This is a genomic window from Agromyces sp. Y782, from assembly GCF_059445405.1.
This window is the reverse complement of record NZ_JCAIUG010000001.1, coordinates 1,697,261-1,724,175: the sequence shown is the minus strand read 5'-3', so window position 1 is coordinate 1,724,175 and position 26,915 is coordinate 1,697,261. Positions and strand designations below refer to the sequence as shown.

General features: G+C 69.2%; 10 protein-coding genes. 4 read left to right on the top strand and 6 right to left on the bottom strand.

What is annotated here, in order from left to right; translation table 11 throughout:
- The 5 genes from AC1C2S_RS07795 to AC1C2S_RS07775 are packed head-to-tail and all read right to left on the bottom strand — an operon-like array spanning position 1 to position 5,500.
- Positions 1 to 1,224 carry a lipopolysaccharide biosynthesis protein gene (locus AC1C2S_RS07795; RefSeq protein WP_495351957.1) on the bottom strand — a complete coding sequence of 408 codons (1,224 nt, stop codon included), beginning with the start codon at positions 1,222 to 1,224 and terminating at the stop codon, positions 1 to 3.
- Positions 1,221 to 2,498 carry an O-antigen ligase family protein gene (locus AC1C2S_RS07790; protein ID WP_495351956.1) on the bottom strand — a complete coding sequence of 426 codons (1,278 nt, stop codon included), beginning with the start codon at positions 2,496 to 2,498 and terminating at the stop codon, positions 1,221 to 1,223. The genes AC1C2S_RS07795 and AC1C2S_RS07790 overlap by 4 nt, the downstream gene beginning before the upstream one ends.
- Positions 2,495 to 3,445, bottom strand: coding sequence for a glycosyltransferase family 25 protein (locus AC1C2S_RS07785; RefSeq protein ID WP_495351955.1), 951 nt, complete (start codon positions 3,443 to 3,445; stop codon positions 2,495 to 2,497). Before AC1C2S_RS07785 ends, AC1C2S_RS07790 begins: the two co-directional genes overlap by 4 nt.
- A 13-nt stretch (positions 3,446 to 3,458) precedes the next feature.
- A complete protein-coding gene (locus tag AC1C2S_RS07780) occupies positions 3,459 to 4,088 on the bottom strand; it encodes an arsenate reductase/protein-tyrosine-phosphatase family protein (RefSeq protein WP_495351954.1) in 630 nt (209 codons plus the stop codon).
- Positions 4,085 to 5,500, bottom strand: coding sequence for a tyrosine-protein kinase domain-containing protein (locus tag AC1C2S_RS07775; RefSeq protein WP_495351953.1), 1,416 nt, complete (start codon positions 5,498 to 5,500; stop codon positions 4,085 to 4,087). Before AC1C2S_RS07775 ends, AC1C2S_RS07780 begins: the two co-directional genes overlap by 4 nt.
- A gap of 342 nt (positions 5,501 to 5,842) precedes the next feature.
- Between AC1C2S_RS07775 and AC1C2S_RS07770 the strand changes: the two genes are divergently transcribed.
- The 3 genes from AC1C2S_RS07770 (at position 5,843) to AC1C2S_RS07760 (ending at position 19,716) form a co-directional block, all read left to right on the top strand.
- Positions 5,843 to 17,296: a PA14 domain-containing protein gene (locus AC1C2S_RS07770; protein WP_495351952.1), complete on the top strand. Its 11,454-nt coding sequence runs from the start codon at positions 5,843 to 5,845 to the stop codon at positions 17,294 to 17,296.
- A gap of 87 nt (positions 17,297 to 17,383) precedes the next feature.
- On the top strand, positions 17,384 to 18,475 hold the full coding sequence (locus AC1C2S_RS07765; RefSeq protein ID WP_495351951.1) for a GDP-L-fucose synthase family protein: 1,092 nt from the start codon (positions 17,384 to 17,386) through the stop codon (positions 18,473 to 18,475).
- A gap of 326 nt (positions 18,476 to 18,801) precedes the next feature.
- A complete protein-coding gene (locus AC1C2S_RS07760; protein WP_495351950.1) occupies positions 18,802 to 19,716 on the top strand; it encodes an NAD(P)/FAD-dependent oxidoreductase in 915 nt (304 codons plus the stop codon).
- A 147-nt stretch (positions 19,717 to 19,863) separates the two neighbouring features.
- Here the strand turns inward: AC1C2S_RS07760 and AC1C2S_RS07755 are convergent, their stop codons facing one another.
- Positions 19,864 to 21,747: a cation:proton antiporter gene (locus AC1C2S_RS07755; protein WP_495351949.1), complete on the bottom strand. Its 1,884-nt coding sequence runs from the start codon at positions 21,745 to 21,747 to the stop codon at positions 19,864 to 19,866.
- 390 nt (positions 21,748 to 22,137) lie between these two features.
- On the opposite strand from AC1C2S_RS07755, the gene AC1C2S_RS07750 reads away from it, so the two are divergent.
- Positions 22,138 to 26,820, top strand: coding sequence for a family 78 glycoside hydrolase catalytic domain (locus AC1C2S_RS07750; RefSeq protein WP_495351948.1), 4,683 nt, complete (start codon positions 22,138 to 22,140; stop codon positions 26,818 to 26,820).
- Positions 26,821 to 26,915 lie beyond the last annotated feature (95 nt).

The following is a 26,915-nucleotide window of genomic DNA, read 5'->3' as shown; positions in this document are numbered from 1 at the left end:
TCATCCCAGCGCCGCCCTCGACCGGAGCTCGCGCAGGCAGATCAGCCCGCCGACGACCGTCGCCGACGCGGCGGCGACGGCCGTTGAGATGGCGGCTCCGACCGGCCCGAGCACGGGCACGAGGAGCACGAGGAGGGCGATCGTCGCCACGGCGCCGATCGACGCGGTGACGACCATCTCCCGGCGCAGGCCGAGCACCGTCAGCAACCCGTGAACCACGTCGAGCATGAGCTGGGCGCTCGCGCTGACGGCGACGAACCGCACCAGGGTCGCCGCCCCGGTGTACTCCGGGCCGAAGAAGACCTCGGCGACCGGCTCCGCGAGCAGCGCCGCACCGACGATCGCGGCGACGCAGAGCAGGAGCAGAGGGGCCCACTCGCGAAGCACGCGTCGCACCAGGTCGGGTTCGTCGTGAGCCTGCGCGGCTGCCTGCACGCGGGCGCGGAAGTGGGCGGAGACGGCCAGACCCGCCTGACCGAGTGCGACGACCGCGGCATACGTGCCGAGGGCTTCCGCATCGCCCATGAGCGCGACGGCGAACAGGTCGGCGCGCAGGGAAATGGTCGCGATGAGGAGGAAGGCCACTACGGGGAATCCGGCGTGCAGCGCGGACCCGACCGATCTCGCGCCCGCATGCAGCGGCAGTCGAGCGGCTCGACGCGCATACGGTACGAGCGCGACCGCCGCACCGATCACGACGGCGAACTGCAGGATCGCGATGGCATTCGCGAGGGTGAGGGCCGCCGTGACCGCGAGCACCGGAATCAGTGCCAGCCGGATCAGCGCTGCGACGCCGTTCGCCAGTGCGGGCCGGATCGTATCGCGCTCGGCGATCGCGAGGCTGTACCAGAGACCCATCGCGACCAGGAACGGAATCGCCGCGCACCCGATCAGCGTCATGACGGGATCGACGCCCGAGAGCACGAGCACGACCGCTGCGGCGACGGCGGCGACGGCCCCGCCCACCCGGGTGATGCTGACGGACGAAGGGGACAAGCCGCTCGTCCGAGCATCCGCGAGGAGGACCTCGGCCTGACCGAGGTTGCCCACCATCGTCGCGATGGCGATCACGGTCAGCACGATGCCGAGTTCCCCCCGGGCCTCGGGTCCGAGCCCACGGGCGAGGAACGGGGTGGTCACGATCGCCGCAGCAGGGCCGCTGAGGTAGAGCATGAACTCGACGGTCCGCCTGGGCAGGCGCCGTACATCGGCGAACGCGGTCATGCCCGCACTCCCGCGCCCGGGGACGTGACCGTTCGGTGGGCAGGAATGACCCGCGGCGGCGACGTTCCGGCTTCCGCGACCGCGCCGATCAGGAGCACGAACACGACGACGCCGGCGAACGGGATGTACTCCACGAGCGGAGTCTCCGAGATGCTCGAGACGAGGATGACGGCGAGCAGGGCGCCCGCGCCTGCAGACGCGGTCGACCCGGCCGTCAGGCTTCGCATGACGGCGATCACGAACCAGAGGTAGATCGCCAGGGCGGCGCACCCGTCGACGAGCACGAGATTGAGGACTTGGTTGTGCGCGTGCGTCACCTCGATCACGTCGACATCCGTGGCGAGCGCGCGGGCGCGATCGATGCCGGCCTGGCCCGAGCCGAACACGGGTGACTGCGGGATGATGTCGGCCACACCCTGCCAAAGCGCGCTGCGAGTACCGAGCAGCGCGAGCGCGTCGAAGTTCGGCGGCCGGCCTGTCAGGAAGGTGGGCACCATGAAGACCAGTGGGAGCAGCGAGACGAGGAGCACGCCGGACAGGACGACGCGGGCCGCACGGGCTCGATCCGACCGGATGAGGAGGACGACGAGGACGGCGACCAGACCGGACAGGATCGCGTTGCGGGCCTGCGAGGCGGCGAGCACCGCGGCCATGCCCGCCGTGGATGCGACTGTGGTCAGCATACGGCCGCGGCCCCAGTGGGCGATCTCCAAGCCGAGCCCCGCGGCGAAGTAGAGCCCGGTGTAGTTCGGGTGGCTGAGCACGCCCTGCACACTGGGCAGCGTCGCGATGATCTTGCCGGAGTCGATGAAGTCGAGCCCCATGTTCACGTACTGGCTCGGGGCCGCGAGCCAGGCGACCAGGCTCAACGCTGCCGCGATCCGGAAGGCCCAGCGTGCCGGCGCCAGCACACTCGCACCGCACCGCGCCACGATCAGGAACGACGCCACGAGGCCGAGCTCGACCAGGATCTTCAGCACCGCATGGAACTCGCCCTCGGCGAGGTCGCGGTACGCCACCCATCCGAGCAGCGCCATCGCCGCGGCCGCGAACACCGGGATGCTCCTGAGCCGGCTGGAGTCGACGCCGTGGCCCGTGACCAGCAGGAAGGCGAGGGCCAACAGAGCGGCGGCGAGGAGGAACCACATCACGTCGAGGACCCGGATGCCTGTGAGGATGCTGCCCGCGACGCGTGGCGCTCCGAGGCCGGACGCGACAGGCAGGAGGAGGACGGTGACGACGAGCACGTTCGTCACCCGTTGCAGCGCGATCACGTCGACACCTCGGCGAGCCTTCGTCGGGTCACGTCGGGACGCCGGCCCGTCAGCGCACGAACAGCCCACCTCATCACCGGCGGCGCGGCGATCGGAAGGTCCGGCTCGTCCGTCCGGTCCGACCCGTCCGTCCGGTCCGACCCTTCCGGCGACGTCCGGTGCTTCGCCCAGGCGTACGCGGGCTGCCGCAGCAGCTCGTGCATGACGAACGTGCGGTAGTCGCCGTAGAGCCGGCGATGCAGCACCCAATCGAGGTGGAGGATGCGGCCGACCCGGCCGATCAGTCGCGCTCGCCGACTCGCCTCGGCCTCGGGCCGGTCGATCTGGGAGCCCGCCTGCTCGTCGGGCTCGGCGACGGGTTCCGCGAGCACGAGGAACTCGCAGTGCACCTCCGCCCAGACAGGCCAGTCCGCGACGTGCGAGATGGGCCGGCCACGGCGGAGGAGCACGTCGGCGGCCGCGCTGTTCAGCGCGTACGCGGTCGTCGTCGTAGGCGGCACGATCGTCGGATACGCCACGACCTTTGCGGTTCCGCCGACGGACGCGCGTGTCTCGTCGACGATGGCGAAGCCACGTGGGGCGTGGAGGGCCACGACGCGGGGGTGCGCGACCGCGAGCAGATCCACGAGCGCGTCGTGATCGAGCGGACGACGTAGGCGCGCGTCGTCTTCGAAGACGATCGCGAAACCGAGGCCCTCATCGAGGATCTGCTCGTAGACGCGCTGGTGCGCCAGTGCGCAGCCGACCTCGGCGGCGCTCATCGGGCGGCGCAGCAGGAACGCCGCCGCCACGGGATCGACGTCGTCGCGTCGATGCATCCGATCCGGCCGGATCCGGATCCCGTCGCTCCGACGGCTCGACATGCCGGCTCGTTCGAGTTCCGCTTCCAGGGCGGCGCCGCGGAATCGGTCGGGGAGGCCGATGATGAAGATGCGATCGATGCTCACGCCGGCGACGCCTTCACTCGGCCTGACTGACCGGCGACGGTCGGGGGAACTCCGGCGACGGACCCGTCGCCGTGATCGGCTCGCGCGCTGTCGTCACGAGCCTGAGCGCGAGAGCCGTAGACCGGACCGCGTCGTCGATCGCGCGCCCGGCTTCGGCGTAGACGGGCGCGGGCGCGCCGAACGGGTCCACGATCTCGTCGTCGGCGGGCTCGACGGAACCGACCCAGAGCCGGCGCTGCTCCGCGGTGGCCGCGAGCATCTCGGCGAGCGAGGTCGAGGCCGGCGCCGACGCACGACGGTCGGCCGCACCGGGAGCCAACCGCGCGAACTCGCGGAGGGTGAACGTCCTGCGGACGACGCGCGGCGCCAGCTCGACGACGTGTCGGCGGTGAGCCAGTCCGGCCGTCAGGATGAGGTCGACCGACTCCGCGATCGCCTGCGTGAGCTGGCGCGCCGTGTGCGCGACATCCGGCACGCCGCCGGCACGTGCCAGCTCGAGTGTCTCGGGCGTCATCGGCTGTCCGACCAGGGCGGCCGTGCCGGCGCTCTCGACGTGCCAGTCCGCACCGAGTCGCGCCCCGAGCAGCGCCGCCGCCAGCGGCGAGCGGCAGACGTTGCCGGTGCACACGACGAGCAGCCTCATGCCGATGCCGCCTCCGCGGGTCCGTGCTGCGACGCTTTCGGGTACGCGTGGCCGTAGGCGTACTCGTACCTGCGCCCGTATCCGTACGCATTCGAGTGCGTCGTCGGCACCGTGAGCACGATGCCCGAGACGGTGGCCCCGACGTTCTCGAGCGCGGCGAGGGCCGCACGCACCTGGCCACTATGGGCGCGGCTGGCGCCCACGACGAGGAGCGCTCCTCCGACGACGCGGGCGAGCACCGCGGCATCCGTCACCGGAAGCAGGGGGGGTGCGTCGAAGAGCACGATGTCGAAGGTGTCGGTGAGCTCTTTCACGACCCGCGTCATCTGAATCGACCCGAGCAGCTCGCTCGGATTGGGCGGCACGCGCCCCGCCGGCAGCACGCCGAGCTGACCGCGCCCCCAGTGCTGCATGACGTCTCCGACCGTCGCGCGGCCGATGAGCACATCCGTGAGGCCTGCGCCCCCCTCGAGTCCCATGTAGGTCGCCACCATTGGCCGGCGCAGGTCGGCATCGACGAGCGCCACCTTGGCGCCCGCATCGCTCATCACGATCGCGAGGTTCGCGACCGTGGTCGACTTCCCCTCGCCCTCGATCGAACTCGTCACCACGAAGGCGCGATCCGCGCGGCCGATGTCGAGGTACTGCAGATTGGTGCGCAACGTGCGGAAGGATTCGGCTCTCTGGCTCGACGGGTCGTCATGCACTATGAGCGGACGCCCCGATGCCTTCGAGTCGATCACGACGCCGCCGAGCACGGTGTGGTCGGTGATCTGCTCGAGCTCGCGAACGCTGTGGATGCGGGTGTCGAGTCGCTCCCGCAGCACGGCCGCACCGACACTGAGCGCAAGCCCGGCGATCACGCCGAGCACGATGTTGAGCGGGATGTTCGGGCTGGTCGGCGCGTCGGGCACCTTGGCGGACTTGACGAGGGTCAGGCCCACGGGCGAGCCGGATGTCCCGTCGCCGGCCCGGACCTTCTCGATGTCGCTCACCGCGGTCGCCAGACTCTCGGAGATCCCGGTCGCGAGGGCGGCGGCGAGCTCGGGATCCGGGTGACGGACCTCGATGTCGATGAGCGTCGTGCTCAACGGGACGCTCGCGCTGACGAGCTTGGCGAGCTCCTCGGAATCCAGTCCGAGCTCCAGCTCTTCGATCACCGGATCAAGCACGATCGGTGCACTGACCAGCTCGGCGTAGCTCTTCACGCGCTGCTGGGTGAAGCTGTTGCCCTCGGCGAGATCGGCCACGCTCCCGCCGCCGGAGGTCGAGACGAACACCCTGGCCGAGCTGCGGTACTCGGGCGTGGCGACCACTGAGTACGTGGCGGTGGCAGCGGCGCCCAGCAGGGTGAGCACCAGGATGAGCACCCAACGCTTCCGCACGATCCGGAGGAAATCCCGCAAGTCCATCGCGCGCACCTCCTCTCGTCACAGCGGCCTGCGCGTCTCGGGCGAGCGCAGGCCGTCACAGCCTTGCACGGGCCCGGCGAGCCCGCGCGTCCCCAGTTCGGGGAGGGTCCCGCGGCCGTCGGACGGCGCTCGGGAGAGCGGTTGCCCCAGTTCGGGGGCGATTTGATCGGGAGGTCTATGCCGTCGCATCGGTCGGTGGCTAGCGTGCCGAGTGTCGCGGGCCCTCATGGGGCCTTCGGCTTCACCCGAACCGAACCGAACCCGACACTGACGCGGCTACCCACGCTCACTTGGAGTCCGGCCCCTTGTGGCCTTGTGGTGGCGTGCGCTGGAAAGGCAATGATGTCAGTTCCCGGCTCTTCGCAGCGCAGCATCCGCGCAACCTTCTCCAAGCGCCTCGCTCCCGCGTTCATCGCGGCCGCTGCGCTGGTGGGTTCGCTCGTGACCGCCCCTCCGGCAGCGGCGATTCCGATCGCCGCGGTGCCGCCGGAAGCCGAGTGGGTCACGCAGTACTCGCCGCTGCCGGTCGGGGAGATCGCCGTGCAGCCCGATCTCCAGCTCGACTTCGCGGGCGAGGACGGGGGCATCCCGACGGCCGGGGACATCGGCACCGGGTTCACGATGGTTCAGCCCTCGACCGCCGATCCCGACCACTACGTGCCGGAGAACATCGGCGTCGCCGACGGCAGGCTCGCGATCACCGCGTCGAAGGGCATCGCCTACCTCGTTCAGCCCGCGGTGCCGCCGGCGCCGACGGCCACCGACTGGTGGAAGAACAAGCAGGACAACACACTCGGCGTCGGCCTCGACGCGACTGCGGGCCCCATCCGGCTGAGCACAGCCGTGACACCGCCTTCCGCTCTGATGAACTCCTCGCAGGGCGGCCTCTGGTTCGGACCCGACGACGACGACTACGTGAAGATCGTCGTCGCCGGAACCGGCACGAGCACCGGGACGCAGAACAACCGTCAGATCCAGCTCTCGCGGGAGATCAACGGCGTCACCCTGCAGTCGGGAACCCCACCGCAGGACCAGCGCAACTTCGACACGAATGCGGCGACGCTCGGCTCCGGACCGATCCGGCTCTGGCTCGAGGTCGCCCCGCCGGCTGCCGGCAGCCCCACAGGCACGGTCGTCGGCAAGTACCAGATCGGCACCGGCGGGATCACCACCCTCGGCAGCCTGACGCTGCCGGCGAACTTCTTCGACGGCACACTGCTCGATGCCGCGGTGCCCGACGCCACGTCGTTCGCCGGTGTCTTCGCGACGAAGCGCAACCAGCCCGAGGCCACGGTCCAGGTGTTCAACTTCGAGGACTTCTCGGTCACCGAGCTGAGCCCGCCGGCCGCTCCCGGATCGCCCGTCGCCGACGCGTCGTCCGACGCGGTCGTCCTCGGCTGGACCGCGCCCGAGGACGATGACGTCGCCGGCTACCGCGTCTACCGCGCACCGACGGCACCCGTTCCCACGACCGGCACAGCCGTCTCGGGCACGGCACTGCTCACCGAACCGAGCTTCACCGACACCGACGTCTTCGTGGGCGCGAGCTACCAGTACGCCGTCGTCGCGGTCGACGCCGACGGAAACGCCTCTGCCGCTGCGACTGCGTCGGCCGAGGTGTCGGCGCCCGCCGGCACGCTGGTGGAGAAGTTCGACTTCACGACCGCGGCGGGCACCGCCGCGGTCGGGTACACGAAGGACGCGGGTGCGGCCTTCACCGAGGCGGCCGGGTTCGGCTGGCTGACGGCGGACGACGCCACCCCGTTCGATTTCGCCCTGAACACCCGCGTGCGCATCAACGCCGCCGTGAGCGACCCGCGCCTGCTCTCGATCATCCACCTGGCGTACGCCCAGACGAGTAGCGCTCCGAACCCGACGCTCGGCGTCACCACCGAGATCGCCACTTGGGAGCTCGAGGTTTCGGACGGCACGTACCGCATCGTCGCGGCCGCCGGCGACACGACGACCAACTACGACAGCACCCACGCGATCAACGCCGAAGGGCAGCCGGTCATTGCGCCGTTCGTCGGCAGCGCCGCCCGCGAGTATGAGCAGGGCATCGCCGATGTCGAGGTGACCGACGGAAAGCTCACCATCGACCAGGTCGGCGGCACGAACAGCAAGCTCGCCTTCCTCGAGATCTACGAGGTCGCCGCGGAGCCGCTGCCGGCGCCGACCGGGGTCGCGGTCGAGCTCGCAGCAGGTGAGGTCGACCTCACCTGGGACGAGGTCGAGGGTGCGTCGGGCTACGACGTGTTCCGGTCCGAGACGCAGCCCGTGCCGACCGACGGCTCGCCCATCAACGCATCGCCGCTGACCGGCACGTCCTTCACCGATGACACGGTCGAGGAGGGGCAGACCTACTCGTACGTGGTCGTCGCACGCGGCGAGGGCTCGGTGCCCGGGTCCGCCCCTTCCGCCGCGGTGTCCGTCGAGGTGCCGCTCCCGCCGCAGCCTCCGGCAGCACCGGGCAATGCGGCCGCGACCGTCGACGCGAACGGCGTCGTCGTCCTCACCTGGGATACGGTGCCGGATGTCGCCGGGTACGACGTGTACCGCGGCACCGCGTCACCAGTCTCGACGGAGGGCACCGCGCTGAACGGTCCCGACCTCGTGACGGCACCGACGTTCACCGACGTCACGGCGCTGCCGGACACCGCATACGCCTACGTGGTCGTCGCCGTCGGAACCGATGAGCTCGTCTCCGCGTCCTCGAACACCGTCGAGGTCACGACTCCCGAGGAGGACCTCGAGCCCGGCGAGTGTTCGGTCACGGAGTGGTCGGGCGAGTACTTCGACGGCCAGACCCTCGCGGGTGCCGCGATCGAATCGGCGTGCCTCGACGAGATCGACCTGCACTACTCGCAGGGCGAGGGACCCGACGATGTCGGCCCGTTCCAATACTCGGCGCGGTTCACCAAGCCCATCGACGGAGCCGGCACCTACACGTTCGACGTGCTCGCCGACGACGGCGTCCGCGTCCTCGTGGACGGACAGGAAATCATCGACGGCTGGGTCGACCAGGGTCCCACGGAGTACTCGGGCACGATCGACCTGCTCGACGGATCGCACCTGCTCGTCGTCGAGTACTTTCAGGGCTGGGGCGGAGCGACCCTCGAGGTCGACTACTCGGTCGAATCGCCCGCCTGCGAGTCGACGGTGTGGAGTGCGCAGTACTTCGACGGCAAGGGCCTCGAGGGCGCGGCGGTCGCGAGTGACTGCCTCGCCGACGTCGACCACGATTACGCCGCGGGCGAGGGCCCCGACGGCGTCGGCTCGACCAACTACTCGGCGCGCTACACGAAGACCATCGACCAGGGCGCTGGCGCCTACACCTTCACCGTGCTCGCCGACGACGGCGTGCGGGTGCTGGTGGACGGCGAGGAGCTCATCGACGGATGGATCGATCAGGGCCCGACCTACTACACCGGCACGATCGACCTCGACGACGGCCCCCACACTGTCGTGGTCGAGTACTTCCAGGGCTGGAGCGGCGCGCGACTCGAAGTCGACTACGTGGTCGAGACGGCCGCCTGCGACAGCTCGACATGGTCCGCGACCTACTACTCGGGCACCTCCCTGACCGGCCTGCCGCTCGCGACTGACTGCCTCGACGGACTGAACCAGGTTTTCAACGCCGGTGACGGTCCGGCGGGGGTCGGCTCGACGCAGTACTCCGCCCGGTTCACCCGGACGATCGACGACGGGGCAGGCACCTACGACTTCCAGGTGCTCGCCGACGACGGCGTGCGCGTGAAGGTCGACGGCACGACCGTCATCGACGGATGGCGCGACCAGGCGCCCACCGCCTACCAGGGCTCGATCGACCTGGCGGCCGGCCCGCACACGGTGGTCGTGGAGTACTTCCAGGGCTGGGGCGGCGCGACGATCGAGCTCGACTACACCGTCGACACGGCCACGGCGTGCGCACCGTCGGACTGGGGTGTCAAGTACTTCGCCGGAACCAGCCTGTTCGGCGAGGCGATCGCCACCGACTGCGTCGGCACGATCGACCAGGTGTACGGCATCGACGAGGGCCCCGACGGTGTCGGCTCGTCGCTCTATTCGGCTCGCTACACCAAGACGATCGACGAGGGGGCGAGCGTCTACACGTTCCGGGCCCTCGTCGACGACGGCGTGCGCGTGAAGGTCGACGGCGCGACGGTGATCGACGGTTGGTTCGACCAGGGCCCGACCGAGTTCATCGGGACCGCGGCACTCGCGGCCGGACCGCACACCATCGTCGTCGAGTACTTCCAGGGCTGGTCCGGTGCCACCCTCCAGTTCGAGTACGAGCGGAGCTCGCCGGACACGACGGCTCCCGAGGCGCCCACCGAGCTGATCGCCACGGCCGATGACGGTGAGATCGACCTGAGCTGGAGCGCATCCGCGTCGACCGACGTCGAGGGGTACAACGTGTTCCGCGGTACGACGCCGGGTGTGACGAGGGACGGCACTCCGCTCAACGGCGGCGCGCTGCTCGGCGGTATCGAGTTCGCCGACGACACGGCGGCGGCGGGCACCCTCTACTACTACGTGGTCACCGCCGTCGACGGGGCCGGCAACGAGTCGGTCGTGTCGAACGAGGTCGTGGGCCTCTGGGAGGAGGAGGCCGACGTCGAGGCGCCGGGCGCACCTGCGGCCCTTCTGGGCACGCCGGGCGACGAAGTCGTCGGCCTCGCCTGGACGGCGCCATCCGCCACGGATGTCGCGGGCTACCGGATCTACCGATCGCTCGAACCCTTCGCGAACTTCACCGGCGCACTCATCACGCCGGCGCTCGTGGCCACGACCGCATACAGCGACCTCGCTGTCGAGAACAACACGACGTACTACTACGTCGTGACGGCCGTCGACCTCGCGGGCAACGAGTCGGTGGTGTCGAACGAGATCGTGGCGGCACCGCAGCCCATCAACGACACGAACATCAAGATCGACTTCACGATGACCGACGGTGTCCCGGTCGCCGGCTACTACGCCGATTGGGGCCAGACCTACGGGCCCCGCACGAGCCCCGGCCAGGGCAGCGGCCTCACCTACGGGTGGATGGACGTCGACGGCCACGACCTGAGCCTGGTCGGCAACGGACGCGAGCGGCTGCGAGCCGGCGTCGACCCCAAGGTCGACTCGATGATCCACCTGCAGTACGGGATGTCGACTGCGCCGAACCCGGCGAACGGCGTGCTCACCGAGGGCAAGTGGGAGATCGCCCTGCCGGGCGGCCTCTACCAGGTGACGTTCGCCGTCGGCGACCAGGGCCCGCTGCCGAACGGCTACGACTCGAACCACGTCGTCAACGTCGAGGGCACTGCGGCGCTCGAAGGCTTCCAGGGCACGGCCGCCGCGGAGTACCGCACGTTCACGACGACGGTCGGCGTGTGGGACGGCCGGTTGACCATCGACGCCCTTGGCGGCACGAACACGAAACTCGGCTACGTCGAGGTCCTGGGCACGCCGTGGGTGTCGCACATCGACACGGTCAACCCGCCCAACCGAGTGGTCGACGCCGACGTCAACGGCGGCGTCGCGGCCACGATCAAGCTGCCCTACGCGGGCTTCGGCGTCGACGACACCACGATGCCCGGCAACGTGCTGCTCTACGAGCTGCCGTCGGGCACCCCGGTGGTGGGCACGGTGAACACCTCGGGCGGCAACGACACGGTCAACTTCGCGCCGACGCAGCCGCTTGACCCGTCGACGTCGTACCGCTTCGTCGTGACATCCGGCGTGCGCGATCACCTCGGCAACCCGTTCGTGCCCTTCACCTCCGTCTTCACGACGGGCGAGGGCACGATCGAACTGCCCGGCGAGTTCGAGCCGATCACCAACGTCGCATTCGAGAAGGTCGAGTTGCCGATCGGCGGCGGCAGGTACTGGGCGTCGTTCGCCTTCGGCCCCGACGGCAAGCTCTACGGCACGACCATCGGGCAGGGCATCTTCCGCTACACGGTGAACGCCGACGGCACACTGTCGAACGAGCAGAACCTCGGCCACGCCGGTCGCGCGAACATCGGCCTCGTGTGGGATGAGAGCTCGACCTCCGGCGACCTGCGCCTGTGGGTCACCGACACCAGCGCCAACGTCGGCGGCGAGTCCGGTCAGTGGATCAGCGGCATCAGCCTGCTGACCGGACCGAACCTCGAGACCAAGACACCGGTCTTCACGGGGCTGCCGCGTTCGCAGAACGACCACTTGACCAACTCGATGGCCTACGGCCCCGACGGCCGTATCTACCTCATGCAGGGCTCGAACCAGGCGTCCGGCGACAACGACGGCTCGTGGGGCCAGCGGGGCGAGCAGCTGCTCACCGCCTCGGTCCTCGTGTTCGACCCCGACGACTCCCGGGTGCAGGCGGCTGCAGCCGGCGGCGCTCCGATCAACGTGCAGACGGCGGGGGTCGCGAACCCGTACGACCCGTTCGCGGCCAGCGCTCCGCTCAAGCTGTACGCGACCGGCATCCGCAACGCCTACGACCTCGTGTGGCACAGCAACGGTCACCTCTACACGGCGACCAACGGCACCGCGGGCGGCGCGAACACGCCGGGTGTCACCGCGAACGCGAACGGCACGTTCACCCGAGTCGCCGCCGCCGGCATCCCCGGCTACAGCGCGGTGAACGGCCAGGACGTCACATCCCAGTGCGAGCGCCGCGGCTACACCGGTGGCAGCGTGCCGGCCCGAGGCAACATCGGCACGCAGCGCGACCTGCTGTTCGACATCCAGCCCGGCAAGTACTACGGCCACCCGAACCCCACCCGCTGCGAGTGGGTGCTGAACGAGGGCAACGACCCGGCGAACCCGCCGAAGTCGGCAGGCCAGGGCGCCAACTACCCGGTCGGCGTGCTGCCCGACGCCAACTACGGAGGCATCGCGTACGACTTCGAGTACAACAAGTCGCCCAACGGCATGCTCGAGTACCAGGCCGACACGTTCGGCGGCCAGTTGAAGGGCCGACTCGTCGTCGTCCGGTTCTCGAACAACAACGACCTCATCTTCCTACAGCCCGACCAGGCCAGCGGCAAGATCCTGGGCGCGCAGACCGAGGTCGGCATCACGGGCGTTCCGAACACCACCATCGGCAACGTCGGCGGGTTCAACGACCCGCTCGAGATCGTCGAGGACCCGAACAGCGGCAACATGTACATCAACCAGTACGACCGGGCGGGCTCGTCGCAGAAGCTCTACCTCCTGCGGGTGCCCGAGAGCCAGCAGGCGTCGAAGCTCACCTCGTCGTCGAGCGAACTCATCTTCTCGGCCGCAAAGAGCAACGCCGGCAACGCCTCGGCTGCGCAGAAGTGGGATGTCTCGAGCGTCACGGTCACGAACCAGTCGAACGCGACGGTCCAGCTGTCCACCTCGATCGCCGGCACGAACGCGTCGGAGTTCCAGGTGGTTGGCACGGTTCCCTCGACCCTGGCCGCTGGAGCGTCCACGACCCTGCAGGTGCGGTTCACCCCCGGAACGACGATCGGCCAGCGTTCGGCACAGCTGACGGTCACCGGCGGCGACAGCTCGGCGACTGTCGGCCTCTACGGCGTGACGTCCAACGGCATCGAGGGCGAGAACGAGCCGCCGCTGAACGACGTGGTGAAGACGCTCGGCTACAACATCAGCGTCGGCTGGAACAACGTCAGCGGTGGCGTCGAGCCCACGGCGAAGGGCGACGAAGTGCTCGAACCGCTCTTCGTCAAGTCCGGCAGTGCCGACCCGACCTGGAAGGCCCTGTCGCACTACGCGCCGCAGGAGTCGATCCCGTTCGGCTGGTACACCGGTGACGGGGCGGCAGCCGAACGGCACGAGGTCGGTGCGATCGACGTGTCGGGTTACCAGTCCCTGCTGCCGCCGGTGACCTCGGCGAGCCTGCCGTCGTTCGACCCCGGCACCGCGACGTTCGGGTTCTACTACCGGTCGAACGTCTTCAACCGGTACGGCTACACCGAGGATCGCCTCAACACGGGCACCCCGCACCGGGCGCGCATCTACCCGGCGAAGAACCGCGCGGGCGTGCTGATTCCGAACACGTACCTCGTGGCCTTCGAGGACGCCTCCAACGGCGACTACCAGGACTACGTCTTCCTCGTGACCGGTGTGCGGCCCGTGAACGACACGGGCAGCCCCGACGGAGCCATCAGGGTCGACTTCACGACCGCGGCCGGGCGTCTCGCCGCCGGATACCTCCGCGACAACGGGCAGCCGTACGGCGTGCGGACCGGCGCCGATCAGGGCGGCGGCCTCACCTACGGCTGGAAGGACGCCGACACCGAGGTCGACCTCGACATCTCGGTCGGCGGCACGACTCCCGGCAACGGCCGAGACCGCGCCTCCGTGCAGTCCGACGTGCGGCTCGACACGATCATGCACATGCAGCCCGAGAGCATCGCGGCCACGTTCAACGGCACGAAGGTCGACGCCTTCTGGGAGATCGAGGTGCCGAACGGCGAGTACGAGGTCACGGTCGGCGTCGGCGACTCGAGCGCCAACAGCGACCCGGAATCGCACCGGATCAATGTCGAGAACGTGAACCTCATCGCCGGGTTCATCCCGACGGGTGCCGCGGGCTCGAACACCCACCACCGGATCGCGACCGGCACGTTCACGGTCATCGACGGCCACCTCACCGTCGACGCCAACGGCGGGACCAACACGAAGATCGGCTTCGTCGACATCGTGCCCGTCGAAGTGGAGGAGCCCGGACCCGATGACCCGAGCGACGGAGCGCAGGTGAAGATCCGCTTCCAGCCGGCAGCCGTGCCAGCGGTCGACGGCTGGGCGCCCGAGTCCGGCGGGGCCTACACCGATGAGCGCGGCTTCGGCTGGCTGAACGCGGCCGACGGCCAGCCCGTGGACCGCTCGATCGCGACGCGGTACCGCACCGCGGCGACCGGCGGCATCGCGTTCCCGACCGATGAGAAACTCAGGGGCTTCGCCTTCATCGACAACGACAGCCAGGCGACGTACACGAACGGCGTCTGGGAGTACAAGGTGCCGAACGGCGAGTACGACATCGGTGTCTCGGTGGGCGACGCGAACTACCTCGACTCGACCCACGGCGTCATGGTCGAGGGGCAGCCGATCATCCAGTCGTTCGTGCCGACCGCGACGACGCCGTTCCAGACCGGTGCGCGCCACGTGAGCGTCACGGACGGCAAGCTCACCGTCACGAACAGCGGCACGAACACGAAGATCAACTGGCTCTCGATCAAGGGCGACGGACTCGAGGAACCACCCACGCAGCAGCCACTCGTCAAGGTGAACTTCGGGCCGACAGGGGTCGCGCTGCCGTCGGGCTGGATCAACGACGACGGACAGGCCTACGCGGCGAACGTCGGCCACGGATGGCTCGTCGACGGCGTGCCCGGCGATCGCACGAACGCCACCCGCAACCGCACCGCACCGACGGCGGGCATCGCCTACCCGACGGGCGACACGACGCGGCAGACGCTCATCCTCATGCAGAACACCACGACGGCAGGGGGGACGATCGCGGGCATGACGAACGGCGTCTGGGAGTACGCGGTCGCGAACGGCTCGTACACCGTCAGCGCATCGGTCGGCGACGCCGGCTACCTCGACTCCGTGCACGGAGTCTCCGCCGAGGGCACGTCTCTCCTGTCCTCCTACACGCCCATCGGTCTCGCACCCTTCACGATGGGCGCAGCGCAGGTCATGGTGACCGACGGCAAGCTCACGATCACCCCGACCGGTACGAACACGAAGCTCAACTGGATCACGATCCAGGGCGCTTCGGCCGCCGCCCCGTCGGTGGTCATCAAGGCCAACGGGCAGGACGTGGACACCGAGTACTCGGGCGGCGAGGCGATGGTGACGGTCCAGGCCGTGGCATCCGTCGGCTCGACGCTCGAATCGCTCACCTACTCGCTGAACGGCTCGGCGCCGGCACCGTACACGGGCCAGCTCGAGCTGAGCACCGTGGGCGACTACGAGCTCGTCGTGACGGCGACGGATGACGCGGACCGCACGACCACGCGCTCCGTCGAGTTCGAGATCCTGAACATCGGGGGCACGCTGACTCTGCGCAACCAGCAGGCGACGCGCGTCAACAACCAGGCGAACGGTGAGGTCGTCCCCGGCTTCTACGAGGACACCCTCATCATGCACCGCGTGAACGGTGGACTGACCGGCGCCCACGCGAACCTGCGCTACAACGACACCGCCACGGTGAACCTGGTCAACTCCGGCGCGAAGGACCTTCGCATCACCTCGCTGGCGGTCGGTGGCCCGCAGGCGTCGCAGTTCGCACTGGTCGAGCCGCCGGCGCTGCCGCTGACGATCGCGCCAGGGCAGACGGTTCCACTCACCGCGCAGTTCATGGCGACCTCGGGCGCCAAGGGTGTGCGTACCGCGCAGGTGAACATCGTCTCGAGCGACCCGGCGTCGCCCACTACACAGGTGTTCCTCCGCGGCGCGTACATGGGCTCGCCCGAGGGCAACAGCGAGCTGCCGCTGCCGCAGGTCATGAACCTCTTCAACTACCAGACGAACGTCGGGCCGCTCACGAGCGAGGGCGGCGGCATGTCGATCGGCTACGGCTCGGAGAACCCGGGCTCGCCGCTGAACGGCGAGGAGGTGCGCGGGCCGACGCAGTGGAAACGGCTCGACGCGACGAAGCCGGTGCAGGCGCGGCAGCTCGCCGCGTTCCACGGCTGCTGCGGCCAGACCGAGACGATCAACGTCAACGGCACCTCGGCCACCCAGTCGGCCGACTGGGGCCAGGCCATCCTGCCTCGAACGGGCAACACCGCCACGGCGAACGCCGCCCAGCTGTTGACCAACCCGACGGGCAACTTCAACATGACGGTCAACGGGCAGAACACGAACAACGCCAACTACATGGCAGTGAAGACCTGGCCGCTGCGGGATCGCACCGGCGCCGTCGTACCGGGAGCATGGGTGGTCGGCCACGATTACATCGCCTCACCGAACCAGTGCGGCACCGGGCCGACGAACTGCGATTTCCAGGACAACGTGTACATCGTGACCAACGTGGTGCCGGTCACCCCGTCGGACACGGTCGCACCCGCTGCGCCGACCGGGCTCGAGGGCAGCTTCGTGGCCCCGTCGGTCGCGCTGTCCTGGCCGGCTCGCACAGGAGACGTCGCAGGCTTCCACGTCGAGCGCGCCGCCTCGGCCTCCGGGCCGTGGACGCGGATCACGCCGGTGCCGATCACGACGTCGCAGCTCACGGATGCCGTGTTCCTCGGTGGTACCTCGGCGTACCGGATCCTCGCGGTCGACGCCGCGATGAACGTCTCGGCGCCGAGCAGCACCGTCGTCGTGTCCACGCCGACCCCGCCGCTGCCGACGCTGCGGTACAACGCCGGAGGCCCCGCCCTCACGATCGGGGGCGTGACCTGGGCGGCCGACCCAGCGACCGGCTCGAGCGGATACCGCTCGTACTCGAACCCGGGCGTCACCGCGATCGCCGGCACGACGAACGACCAGCTCTACTTCACGTCGCGCAGTGACAACGCGACGACCTTCGGGTACGACATCTCGGTGCCCAACGGCACTTACACGGTGAACCTGCACTTCGTCGAGCTGTACTTCGGGGCACCGAGCGGCGGGGCGAGCAACGTCAATGCACGACGGTTCTCCATCAACCTCGATGGCGGGCCGGTCGAGAGGGCGAACTACTCGATCCTTCAGGATGTCGGCCCCACGACCCTCGACATCGAGACCTTCACGGTCACGGTGACCGACGGGAACCTCGACATCGATCTCAGCGCCACGGCCAACCAGCCGTCGATCAACGCAATCGAGATCGTGCCCGCATGACACGAAGGGGCGGGCCACCCGGTGCGCCCCTCCCGTACATCTCCGCGATGGCGACGGCTCTCCGGACCCGAACGAAATGAGTCTCCGATGACGATCACCCACCTCACGACCGGTCACAACCTTCCGCGACGTGCGTTCATCACCGGCATCACCGGCCAGGAACAGTTGGCGAGCGGCGTGACCGCCACGGCGACATCCGAGGCCGAGCCTCCGCGGCTCGGCGGCGCGGCCGGCCCGCTCGACCGTGAGGCGACGTTCTACGTTGCCGGTCATCGGGGCCTCGTCGGCTCCGCGATGCGTCGGCGGCTCGGCGCATCCGGGTTCCGTCGCGTCATCGGGCGATCGCCCGAAGAGCTCGATCTCCGAGACCGCGACGCGGTGTTCCGCTTCTTCGACGCGGAACGGCCGAGCTACGTGGTGGTGGCCGCGGCGCGGGTGGGCGGCATCCTGGCCAACTCGAAGAATCCGCACGAGTTCCTGAGCGACAACCTTCGGATCCAGGTCAACGTGCTGGACGCGGCGCTGGAGGCGGGGGTCGACCGCCTGCTCTTCCTCGGCTCCTCGTGCATCTACCCCAAGTTCGCCGAGCAGCCCATCGTCGAGGGCGCGCTCCTCACCGGCGCCCTGGAGCAGACGAACGACGCCTACGCCATCGCGAAGATCGCCGGCATCATGCATGTGCAGGCTGTGCGACGGCAGTACAACCGCCGCTGGATCTCGGCCATGCCGACCAATCTGTACGGCCCGGGCGACAACTTCTCCCCAGTGCGCTCCCACGTGCTCCCGGCGCTGATCCGCCGCTACGACGAGGCGAGGCTGGCTGGGTCTCGCACGGTCACGAACTGGGGCACGGGCACCCCGCGTCGCGAGTTCCTCCACGTCGACGACCTCGCGCACGCGTGCCTGCACCTGATGGAGAACTACGACGATGACGAGCACATCAACGTGGGCACCGGAACCGACGCCACCCTCCGTGACATCGCCGCGATCGTCGCGGACGCCATCGGCTTCCGCGGCGAGACCGTCTGGGATGCGTCGCATCCGGATGGCACGCCGCGCAAGCTGCTCGACGTGTCCAGGTTGACCGCCACCGGGTGGTCGCCGCTCCTCGGGCTCGACGACGGCATCCGCGCCACCGTCGCGTGGTACCGCGCGAATCTTCGCAACCTCCGCACCTGAGCCGAGGAAATGGGGTCGCCCGCAGAGTTGCAGCCAACGCTTCCGCAGCTCGGGTTTCAGCCACACCGCGGGGGAGAAGAAGGGAAAGGCCGCCGTCGACGGGGATCGTCCACCGGTGGCGAACGAGGCGGCATCGGAGCCGAGTAACGCCACGACTGAGGCGACCGCGACGACGTGGCGGCGGCGACTCTCGCAACCATGCGCGTGCGCCGAGCGCCGGTCGTCCTCACCGCAGGTCTGTCTACCGCTTGCGCCCGGCGACCGTTCTCAGCACGATGGAACCCGGGTACCCGGGGAGCCGCAGCTCCGATCGTGAGGAACGCACAATGACTGATCTGTTCGACGTCGCGGTCGTGGGGGGCGGTCCGGCCGGGCTGAGCGCCGCACTCTCACTGGCGCGAGCGCGCCGCCGCGTGATCGTGTTCGATTCGGGTGATCCGAGGAACGGTGTCGCCCAGCACATGCACGGCGTACTCGGTCATGACGGGCTGCCACCGATGCAGCTGCTCGAGCGGGGTCGCAGCGAGGTCGGGCACTACGGGGGCGTAGTCGTCGATGGGCGAGTCGAGACCGCTCGCGCGGGCCGTGACGGCATCGAGGTCGACGGCCCTTCGGGTGTCGTGACCGCACGGCGGCTGATCGTCGCCACCGGGCTCCGCGACGAACTCCCCGATATTGCCGGCCTGCGCGAGCAGTGGGGTCGCGGCGTCGTCGTGTGCCCCTATTGCGACGGGTGGGAACGTCGCGACCACACGATCGGCGTCATCGCGGCAGGACCCAAGGGGATCGACCAGGCTCACCAGCTGCGCCAGTGGTCCGACCGGATCGTCTACTTCCCGAACGATCTCGGAGAGCCCTCGGTCGAAGCGCGCCGGACCCTCGAGTCGCGAGACATTCGGATCGAGCCCGGGCGGGTACAAGCAGTCCGCTCGAACGCCGGCGGGCTCGAGGCCGTCGAGCTGCGCGACGGCAGGTCGGTGCCGGTCGACACGATCTTCACCGCAACCACGCTGCACCCCCGAGACCAGCTGCTGCGCGAATTGGGTGCGCGAAGTCGCGACGACGCGGACGGCTCCTGGGTCGTGGTCGACCCCGATGGCCGCACGAGTGTCGAGCATGTCTGGGCCGTGGGCAACGTGGTCGATCCACGCTCGAACGTCTCGGTGTCGCTCGGCGGCGGGTCGCTGATCGCCGGAGCCGTCAACGCCGATCTCACTGCTGAGGACATCGCCGTCGGCTGAATCTTCGCGCTCAGCCTCTCGATCGTCGCGAGCCTCATCACGCTCACCGCTCTCGACGGCGACCCGGCGAGCAGGCTCGAGGCCTACCGTCCGGCGTTCCTCGTGCCACTCGGTGCCGTGCTGATCGCCACGGTCGCCGCGCTCGTGTCACGCGCCCGCTTTCAACTCGATGCTGATCTGCTCGGCGTCGAGATCTTCGAGTGCGGCGCTGAGCACGGCGGCACTGAACGTGCCATCGTCGCGTGCGTCGAGCAGCGCGGTTCGCTCCGCCTCGATCATGCGCAGTCGCATCACGCGCACGAGCTCGGGGTCGATACGGCGGTCGGATGCCCCGGGCGGGGCGTTCGCCGGTTCACTCTCAGTCGCGGCATCCGCTTCGCTCGCGGCATCCGCTTCAGTCGCGGCATCCGCATCGTTCGCGCCCTCGTCGTGCGACACCTGCCAGGCTGCGCGCATGCGCTCCGCGAGTGAACGCAGCGCCGGGTCGTCCGCGTCGGCGATCTCGGCCATCGCGGCAGACTGCATCATCTGCTGCAGTTCGCGCCGCTCGGCGACGCTCTCGTCCGGGTTCCGCGCCGGTACGAGCCGGCGCACGAGCCACGGCAGGGTACCGCCCTGCACGAGTAGCGAGCCGACGGCGACGAGGAACGCGATGAACACGAGCAGCGAGCGGCTCGGGGTCTCGGCCGGCAGCGTCTGCGCGGCGGCGAGCGTCACGACGCCGCGCATTCCGGCCCAGACCACGATCGTGCCCTCGCGCCAGCCGAGCGGTTGGGCGAGGAAGTAGTCGATGTCCGCGACGCGACGCCGCCAGACCGTGCGGAAGCGCTCGAGGGTCGCGGCCGAGGGCACGGGGCCGTGTCGTCGTTCTCCCGGCGAGGCCCGATGCTCCAGTTGCTTCGTCCCGATGGCGGCACGCCCCCGCTCGCGGCCGCGATCCCCTCGATCTACTCGGCCGGGGCGGTCGGGGCGGTCGGTGAAGGTCGCCGTTCCGCCGGCCGCTCGATCGGCGAGAACGTCCTTGATCGAGGCGGCCTTGCGCCCTCGGCGTTCGAGGCCGGCGAGCAATGGTGCGACGTAGGCGGCGCGGATCAGCACCGTGCACACCAGCGCGAGCGCCGCGAGTCCGACCGCTGACCAAACACCTGCGTGCGCGGCCTCGACGTCGGCGACGATCGCGGTGAGCTCGAGCCCCATCACGAGGAACACCGCACCCTCGAGCACGAGTTCGACCGTGCGCCAGTTCTGGGCGTCCGAAAGCCGATGCTGCGGGCTGAGGTAGCGCGCCGCCCCGCGTCCGGTGATGAGCCCCGCGACCACGGCGGCGACGAGGCCCGAGGCGCCGAGGTGCTCGGCCGGGATCGCCGCGAGGAACGGCATCGTGAACGAGATCACCGTGTTGACCGTCGGGTTCGGGATGCGCGCTCGTACCCGCAGGTTGACCCAGCCGACGGCGACGCCGATGACCGCGGCGACGAGGATCGAGTACACGAACGATCCGGCGACGCTCCAGAGCGAGACGGATGCCGCTGCGCCCGCGATCGCGGCCCGCAGCAGCACGAGCGCGCTCGCGTCGTTGAGCAGGCTCTCTCCCTCGAGCATCGCCACGACCCGCGGTGAGACGCCCAGGCGCTTCACGATCGACGTCGCAACCGCGTCGGTCGGGCTGACGATCGCACCCAGTGCGATGCCCCACGCGATGCCGAGGCCGGGAATCAGCCACGCGAACAAGAGCCCGAGGAGCACCGCCGTGACGACCACGAGCACGACCGAGAGCCCGCTGATCGCACTGAAGTCGCGCCGGAACTCCATCGCCGGCATCGAGACGGCCGCAGAGTAGAGGAGTGGCGGCAGAACGCCCGCGAGGATCCACTCCGGGTCGATCTCGATCGACGGGACGGCGGGCAGCAGCCCCACGCCGAGGCCCACGAGCACGAGCAGCAGTGGCGCGGCCACACCGAGTTTCGGAGCGACGGCCGTCGCCGCGGCGATGGCGAGCAGGGCGATGACCCCCACGAGGAGCAGATCCATGTGAGCATTCTCTCGTGATTGCGGCGGCTCTCGCCGAAGCGGCCCCCCGTGCGCAGCTCGCGCACGCCGAGCGCGATGAACACGATGGCGACGAACACGGCGATGTGGAGCGCGACGGTCATCATCCCGCCGGATCCAGAGTGCTCGTGAACTCGACTCTGGGGCCGGCTCACTCGATCACTCGCGGCAGGTTCTCGACGGACGCGAGTAGAACGTTTCAGATTTCCATGGCGGAGCGCCTCTCGCCCGCCACGACCGGCATCGTGGCGATCTTGCCGGCCAAGAGACCCTGCCGCTGGAACGCAGAGTTCGAGCGCGCACGGTTGCCCGGTTGTCGAGTTCGCTCAAGCTGTGTAAGCTCCGGAGCACCCGATATGAAACGCTTCAATTATGTCAAGGGAGACATCTGCGATGTTCTGGGGTATCGGGCAGATTTCACAGCGTGCCGTGAGGCCGGCGCTGGCAGCAGTGCTCATCATCTCGCTCGCGGGTACGGTCACGACCGGCGAAGCCGAGCCCGACGGAGACCTCTCCGTCACAGCCGGGTCGCTGACCGTGAACCACCTCGAGGAGGCGATCGGCATCCCCACGGCGCCCCCGGTCTTCTCCTGGAAGCTCGAGGGGGAGGAACGCGGCATCGTGCAATCGGCGCGGCAGATCCAGGTTGCGACGTCGCCCGACGGCTTCGACGATCCCGACGCGTGGGACAGCGGCCGAGTCGAGGGACGCGACTCGGTGAACGTGGCCTACGACGGCGAGGAGCTCCAGGCCACGACGAACTATTACTGGCGAGTCCGGGCCTGGGACAGCGCTGGGGCGGCCACGGAGTGGGCCGCGCCGAGCCGCTTCGAGACGGCACTCCCCGCCGACGCCACCACGGCGGAGTCGTGGGACGCGGAATGGGTCGGCGGCCCGCCGGACGGAACGCTCGGAATCGAGTGGAGCGACTACACGCTGCGCATCCGGACCAGCAACATCGTCGATGCGCTCGGGATCGTCTTCTACGCCGATTCTTCGGCGAACAACGCGTACATGTGGCAGCTGTCGGCGCGAGGAGCACCCACCCTGCGCCCGCACAGCCGAGTCAACGGCAGCTGGGGACTGCTCGGTGAGGTGCCGATCCCGGGCGAGGCACTGCCCGGCGGGTTCGCGGGCGAGCACGAGATCACGATCGAGCTGGCGGATGACACGGCCACCACGAGCATCGACGGACACGTCATCGACACCCGGCCCATTCCGCTGCGGTCGTCGGGCACGCTCGGATTCAGATCGGCGCAGGGCGAGTCGGGCGACATCGATGAGGTGACCGTCACACGGGGCGACGAGACGCTCTTCCACACGGACTTCTCCGACGGCGTGAACCCGTTCGCCATCGGCACCGTGAGCGACGGCCGACTCGCGGTCTCCGGCGTGGTCGAGAACGGCGTGTTCAGGAGCGAAGACCGTCCCCTTCCGCTGCTCCGCAAGGACTTCGGCATCGACAAGCCCATCAGCTCGGCGCGGCTCTACTCCACGGCGCTCGGTGTCTACGGTGCGGAGATCAACGGCGCGCGCGTCGGCGACCACGAGCTGGCGCCGGGCTGGACCGACTACAGCCAGCTGGTCCAGTACCAGGTCTACGACGTCACCGAGCTGCTCCGGCAGGGCGAGAATACGATCGGCGTGAAGCTGGGCACCGGATGGTACGCCGGGCACCTCGCCTGGATCGGACCGAATCGCTACGGCACAGACCCGGCGTTCCTCGGCCGACTGGAGATCACCCACGACGACGGTACGACTTCGGTCGTGACATCCGACGAGTCGTGGCTGACGTCGCCCGGGCCGATCGTCGATGCCGACATCCTGATGGGCGAGACCTACGACGTCAGCCTCGAGGTCCCCGCGTGGAGTGAGCCCGGTTCCGTGACCGGGTGGTCTCCCGCCCGAGTACTCGCGCCCGAGATCGGCGAACTGCACGCTCAGACCGATCCACCTGTTCGGGTCACCGAGGAGCGACCCGTCGAAGCCGTGACCACGCCGGCTGATGGCGTCACCATCTACGACATGGGCCAGAACATGGTCGGCTGGGTTCGAGTCCGACTGACCGGCGAACCCGGCGACGTGGTGACGATTCGACACGGCGAGGTCCTGAGCCCCGACGGCACGCTCTACACCGCCAACCTGCGCACCGCGCGGGCGACCGAGACGGTCACCCTGGGCAGCGATGGGACGGTCGAGTACAGCCCGAGCTTCGTCTTCCACGGGTTCAGGTACGTCGAGATCACCGGCTTGGATGCCCCGCCCGCAGCGGCAGACCTCACCGGCGTCGTGGTGGGCACCGACAACCGGCCCATCTCGACGTTCGACACGTCCGACCCGATGCTGAACCAGTTGCAGTCCAACATCGTCTGGGGTGTGAGGGGGAACTTCCTCTCGGTCCCCACCGACACTCCGGCCCGTGACGAGCGGCTGGGTTATTCGGGCGACCTCAACGCCATCGCAGACACCGCGACGTTCAACCATGACGCGTACGCGTTCCTGACGAAATGGCTCCGGGACTTGCGGCTCCGGCAGGCCCCGAACGGGGCGCTTCCGGGCGTCGCTCCCGGCACGGAGCCGGGTATCGGCGAGAGCAACGTCTCGGCCGGGTGGGGCGACGCCGCCGTCACCGTGACCCATACTCTCTGGAAGCAGTACGGAGACACGCACGTCATCGACGACAACTGGACGATGATGGACGATCTGCTCGGCTTCTGGACTTCGGTCGCGCACGACGGCATCGTCCCCGAGGGGCACGGGATCGGCGACTGGTTGAACCTCGATGACCCCACGTCCAACTCGTTGATCGCCACGGCGTACTACGCGTACGACGCGCACCTGATGAGTGAAATGGCGCGCGCCACCGGCAGAGACGAGGAGGCGGATGCACTCGGCGAGTTGTTCGACGAGATCCGAACGGCCTTCGCCGAGCGATTCATCGCCCCCGATGGCACCATCGACACCGGCTCGCAGGCGGCGTACACGATGTCGATCGGAATGGGGCTCGTCCCCGAGGAGCGGCTGGACGCGGTCGGAGACCGATTCGTCGCGGCCATCGAGGCCCGCGACTGGCACTTGTCCACCGGATTCCTCGGTACACCGCACCTGCTGCCGGCGCTGTCAGCCGTGGGACGCGACGATGTGGCCTACCGGCTGCTGCTCGAGAAGGAGTACCCGTCGTGGTTGTACGAGCTGACGATGGGAGCCACCACCACCTGGGAGCGGTGGGACTCCATCCGACCCGACGGTTCGTTCCAGGACCCGGGCATGAACTCCTTCAATCACTACGCGTACGGCGCAGTCGGCGAGTGGATGTACTCCTCGATCGCGGGGATCACGGCGACCGGGCCGGGCTATTCGACCTTCGACATCGCCCCACGACCGGGCGGCGGGCTCACGCATGCCGATGTGAGCCTTGACTCGCCCTACGGTGTGATCCGTTCGTCGTGGAAGCAGGTGAGCGGTCATGAACTCACTCTCGACGTGACTGTTCCGGCCAACACCACAGCGCTGGTCCACGTTCCTGCGGTCAGCGAGCATGGCGTGGTCGAAGGCGGCACCAGCGCGGGCGAGGCGCCAGGCGTCACGTTCGTGCGGATGCAGGACGGCGCCGCGGTGTTCGAGGTTGGGTCGGGGAGTTACGCCTTCGAGTCGGATGACATTCGCGGCCACATCGGTCGGGCCGCGGACGAGGCTGCGGCCTTCCGGAGTCAGGTCGCCGATCTCGTCGCGTCCGGCGACGTCGCGCGGAAGGTCGGCGGCCGGCTGCTCGCCCAGGCTTCCGTGCTCGCTCGTACCGTCGACTCGAGCCGCCAGCACATCGTCGACGGCACGGCGCCGGCCGGCCTGAAGGCCGCAACGAAGGCCCTGGCCAAGGCGACGAAGCTGAGAGAGTTGCTCGAGTCCTGGGCGGACGACGGATCGATCACACCGACCGATGCCGCAGCGCTACTCGCTTCGCTCCACCGGCTCGACGCCGCATTGTCGCTCACCAGCACGCTGCTGCTCGGGGTGACCGCATCGCTGAGTTTCACGGAGGCCGACGTGGTTCCCGGCTCCACCGCCCTCATCGAGGCGACGATCGAGAACACCGGCACCACACGCCTGGCTGATCCAACCGTCAGTCTCGACCTGCCCGCCGGTTGGTCGGCAGAGCCGGGCACGAGCCCGCGGGCGGTGGAGCCCGGCACCTCGGCGGTGCTGCCGCTGACGGTGTCGGTCGGGGCCGACGAGTCGATCGCCGCTGATGTCGCCGTCGACGGCATCGTGACCTTCCGGCAAGGGCAGGCCACGATCGCGATCCCGGTATCGACGGTCGTGAACGTGGTCTCTCCGGTCGAGATCACGTCGGTGCGCGCCGATCCTGAGGTGCTCGAGGAACCCGGAGACTCGGCGACGGTGACGGTCACAATTCGGAACCGGCGACCGGAGGCGCCGCTGACCGGTGTCGTCGAGTTCACTGCTCCGGATGGCTGGCGCCTGGACGCCGCGACCGTTCCGTACGAACTCGACGGCGGGGCCGAGGCGAGCGTGAGCACCTCCGTGACGTCACCGTCGGGCGCCGAGCTGCCGGCCGGAACGGTCGAGGTCGTTGCCGCCTACGACGACGGCACGGCGGGCGACCACGCCGAGGTGCGGATCACCTCGGTCATGGAGTCATGGAACTTCGACACGGCCGGCGACGCCGAGGGGTGGGAGCCTGCGAACCAGCTCGCAGGCTTCACCGTAGTGGATGGCGCGCTTCACGCGACATCCACCGGCGGGGATCCGAACCTGTCCTTTTCAGGGCCGATGTCGTTGGATGCGGCATCTGGGACGACGGTCGAGATCACGATGACGTCGTCGATCGCGACCGAGGCACAGCTCTTCTGGGGAACCGTGGACGAGCCCGGTGCGGCGGAGGCCCGGAGCATCAGATTCGCGGTCGAGTCGGGTGGCCCGCACGTCTACCGGGTGAGTATCCCACCCCAGGGCAGTCCGCTCGCCGCGCTCCGGTTCGACCCGCTCACCGCCCCCGGAGACATTCGGATCGAGAGCATTCGGGTGCTTCGTTAGCGTCGTGTGGCGCTGACGTGGCTCGTCCTCCCGCTTATCAGCGGGTAGGGCATCGGGCAAGAAGCAGAATGCTGCCGAATGAGGACGAGCCGGCT

Coding starts and splice junctions, on each gene's coding strand:
- AC1C2S_RS07755 (WP_495351949.1), bottom strand. CDS start 21,747: ATGGATCTGCTCCTCGTGGGGGTCATCGCCCTGCTCGCCATCGCCGCG.
- AC1C2S_RS07760 (WP_495351950.1), top strand. CDS start 18,802: ATGACTGATCTGTTCGACGTCGCGGTCGTGGGGGGCGGTCCGGCCGGG.
- AC1C2S_RS07770 (WP_495351952.1), top strand. CDS start 5,843: ATGTCAGTTCCCGGCTCTTCGCAGCGCAGCATCCGCGCAACCTTCTCC.
- AC1C2S_RS07750 (WP_495351948.1), top strand. CDS start 22,138: ATGTCAAGGGAGACATCTGCGATGTTCTGGGGTATCGGGCAGATTTCA.
- AC1C2S_RS07780 (WP_495351954.1), bottom strand. CDS start 4,088: ATGAGGCTGCTCGTCGTGTGCACCGGCAACGTCTGCCGCTCGCCGCTG.
- AC1C2S_RS07765 (WP_495351951.1), top strand. CDS start 17,384: ATGACGATCACCCACCTCACGACCGGTCACAACCTTCCGCGACGTGCG.
- AC1C2S_RS07795 (WP_495351957.1), bottom strand. CDS start 1,224: ATGACCGCGTTCGCCGATGTACGGCGCCTGCCCAGGCGGACCGTCGAG.
- AC1C2S_RS07775 (WP_495351953.1), bottom strand. CDS start 5,500: ATGGACTTGCGGGATTTCCTCCGGATCGTGCGGAAGCGTTGGGTGCTC.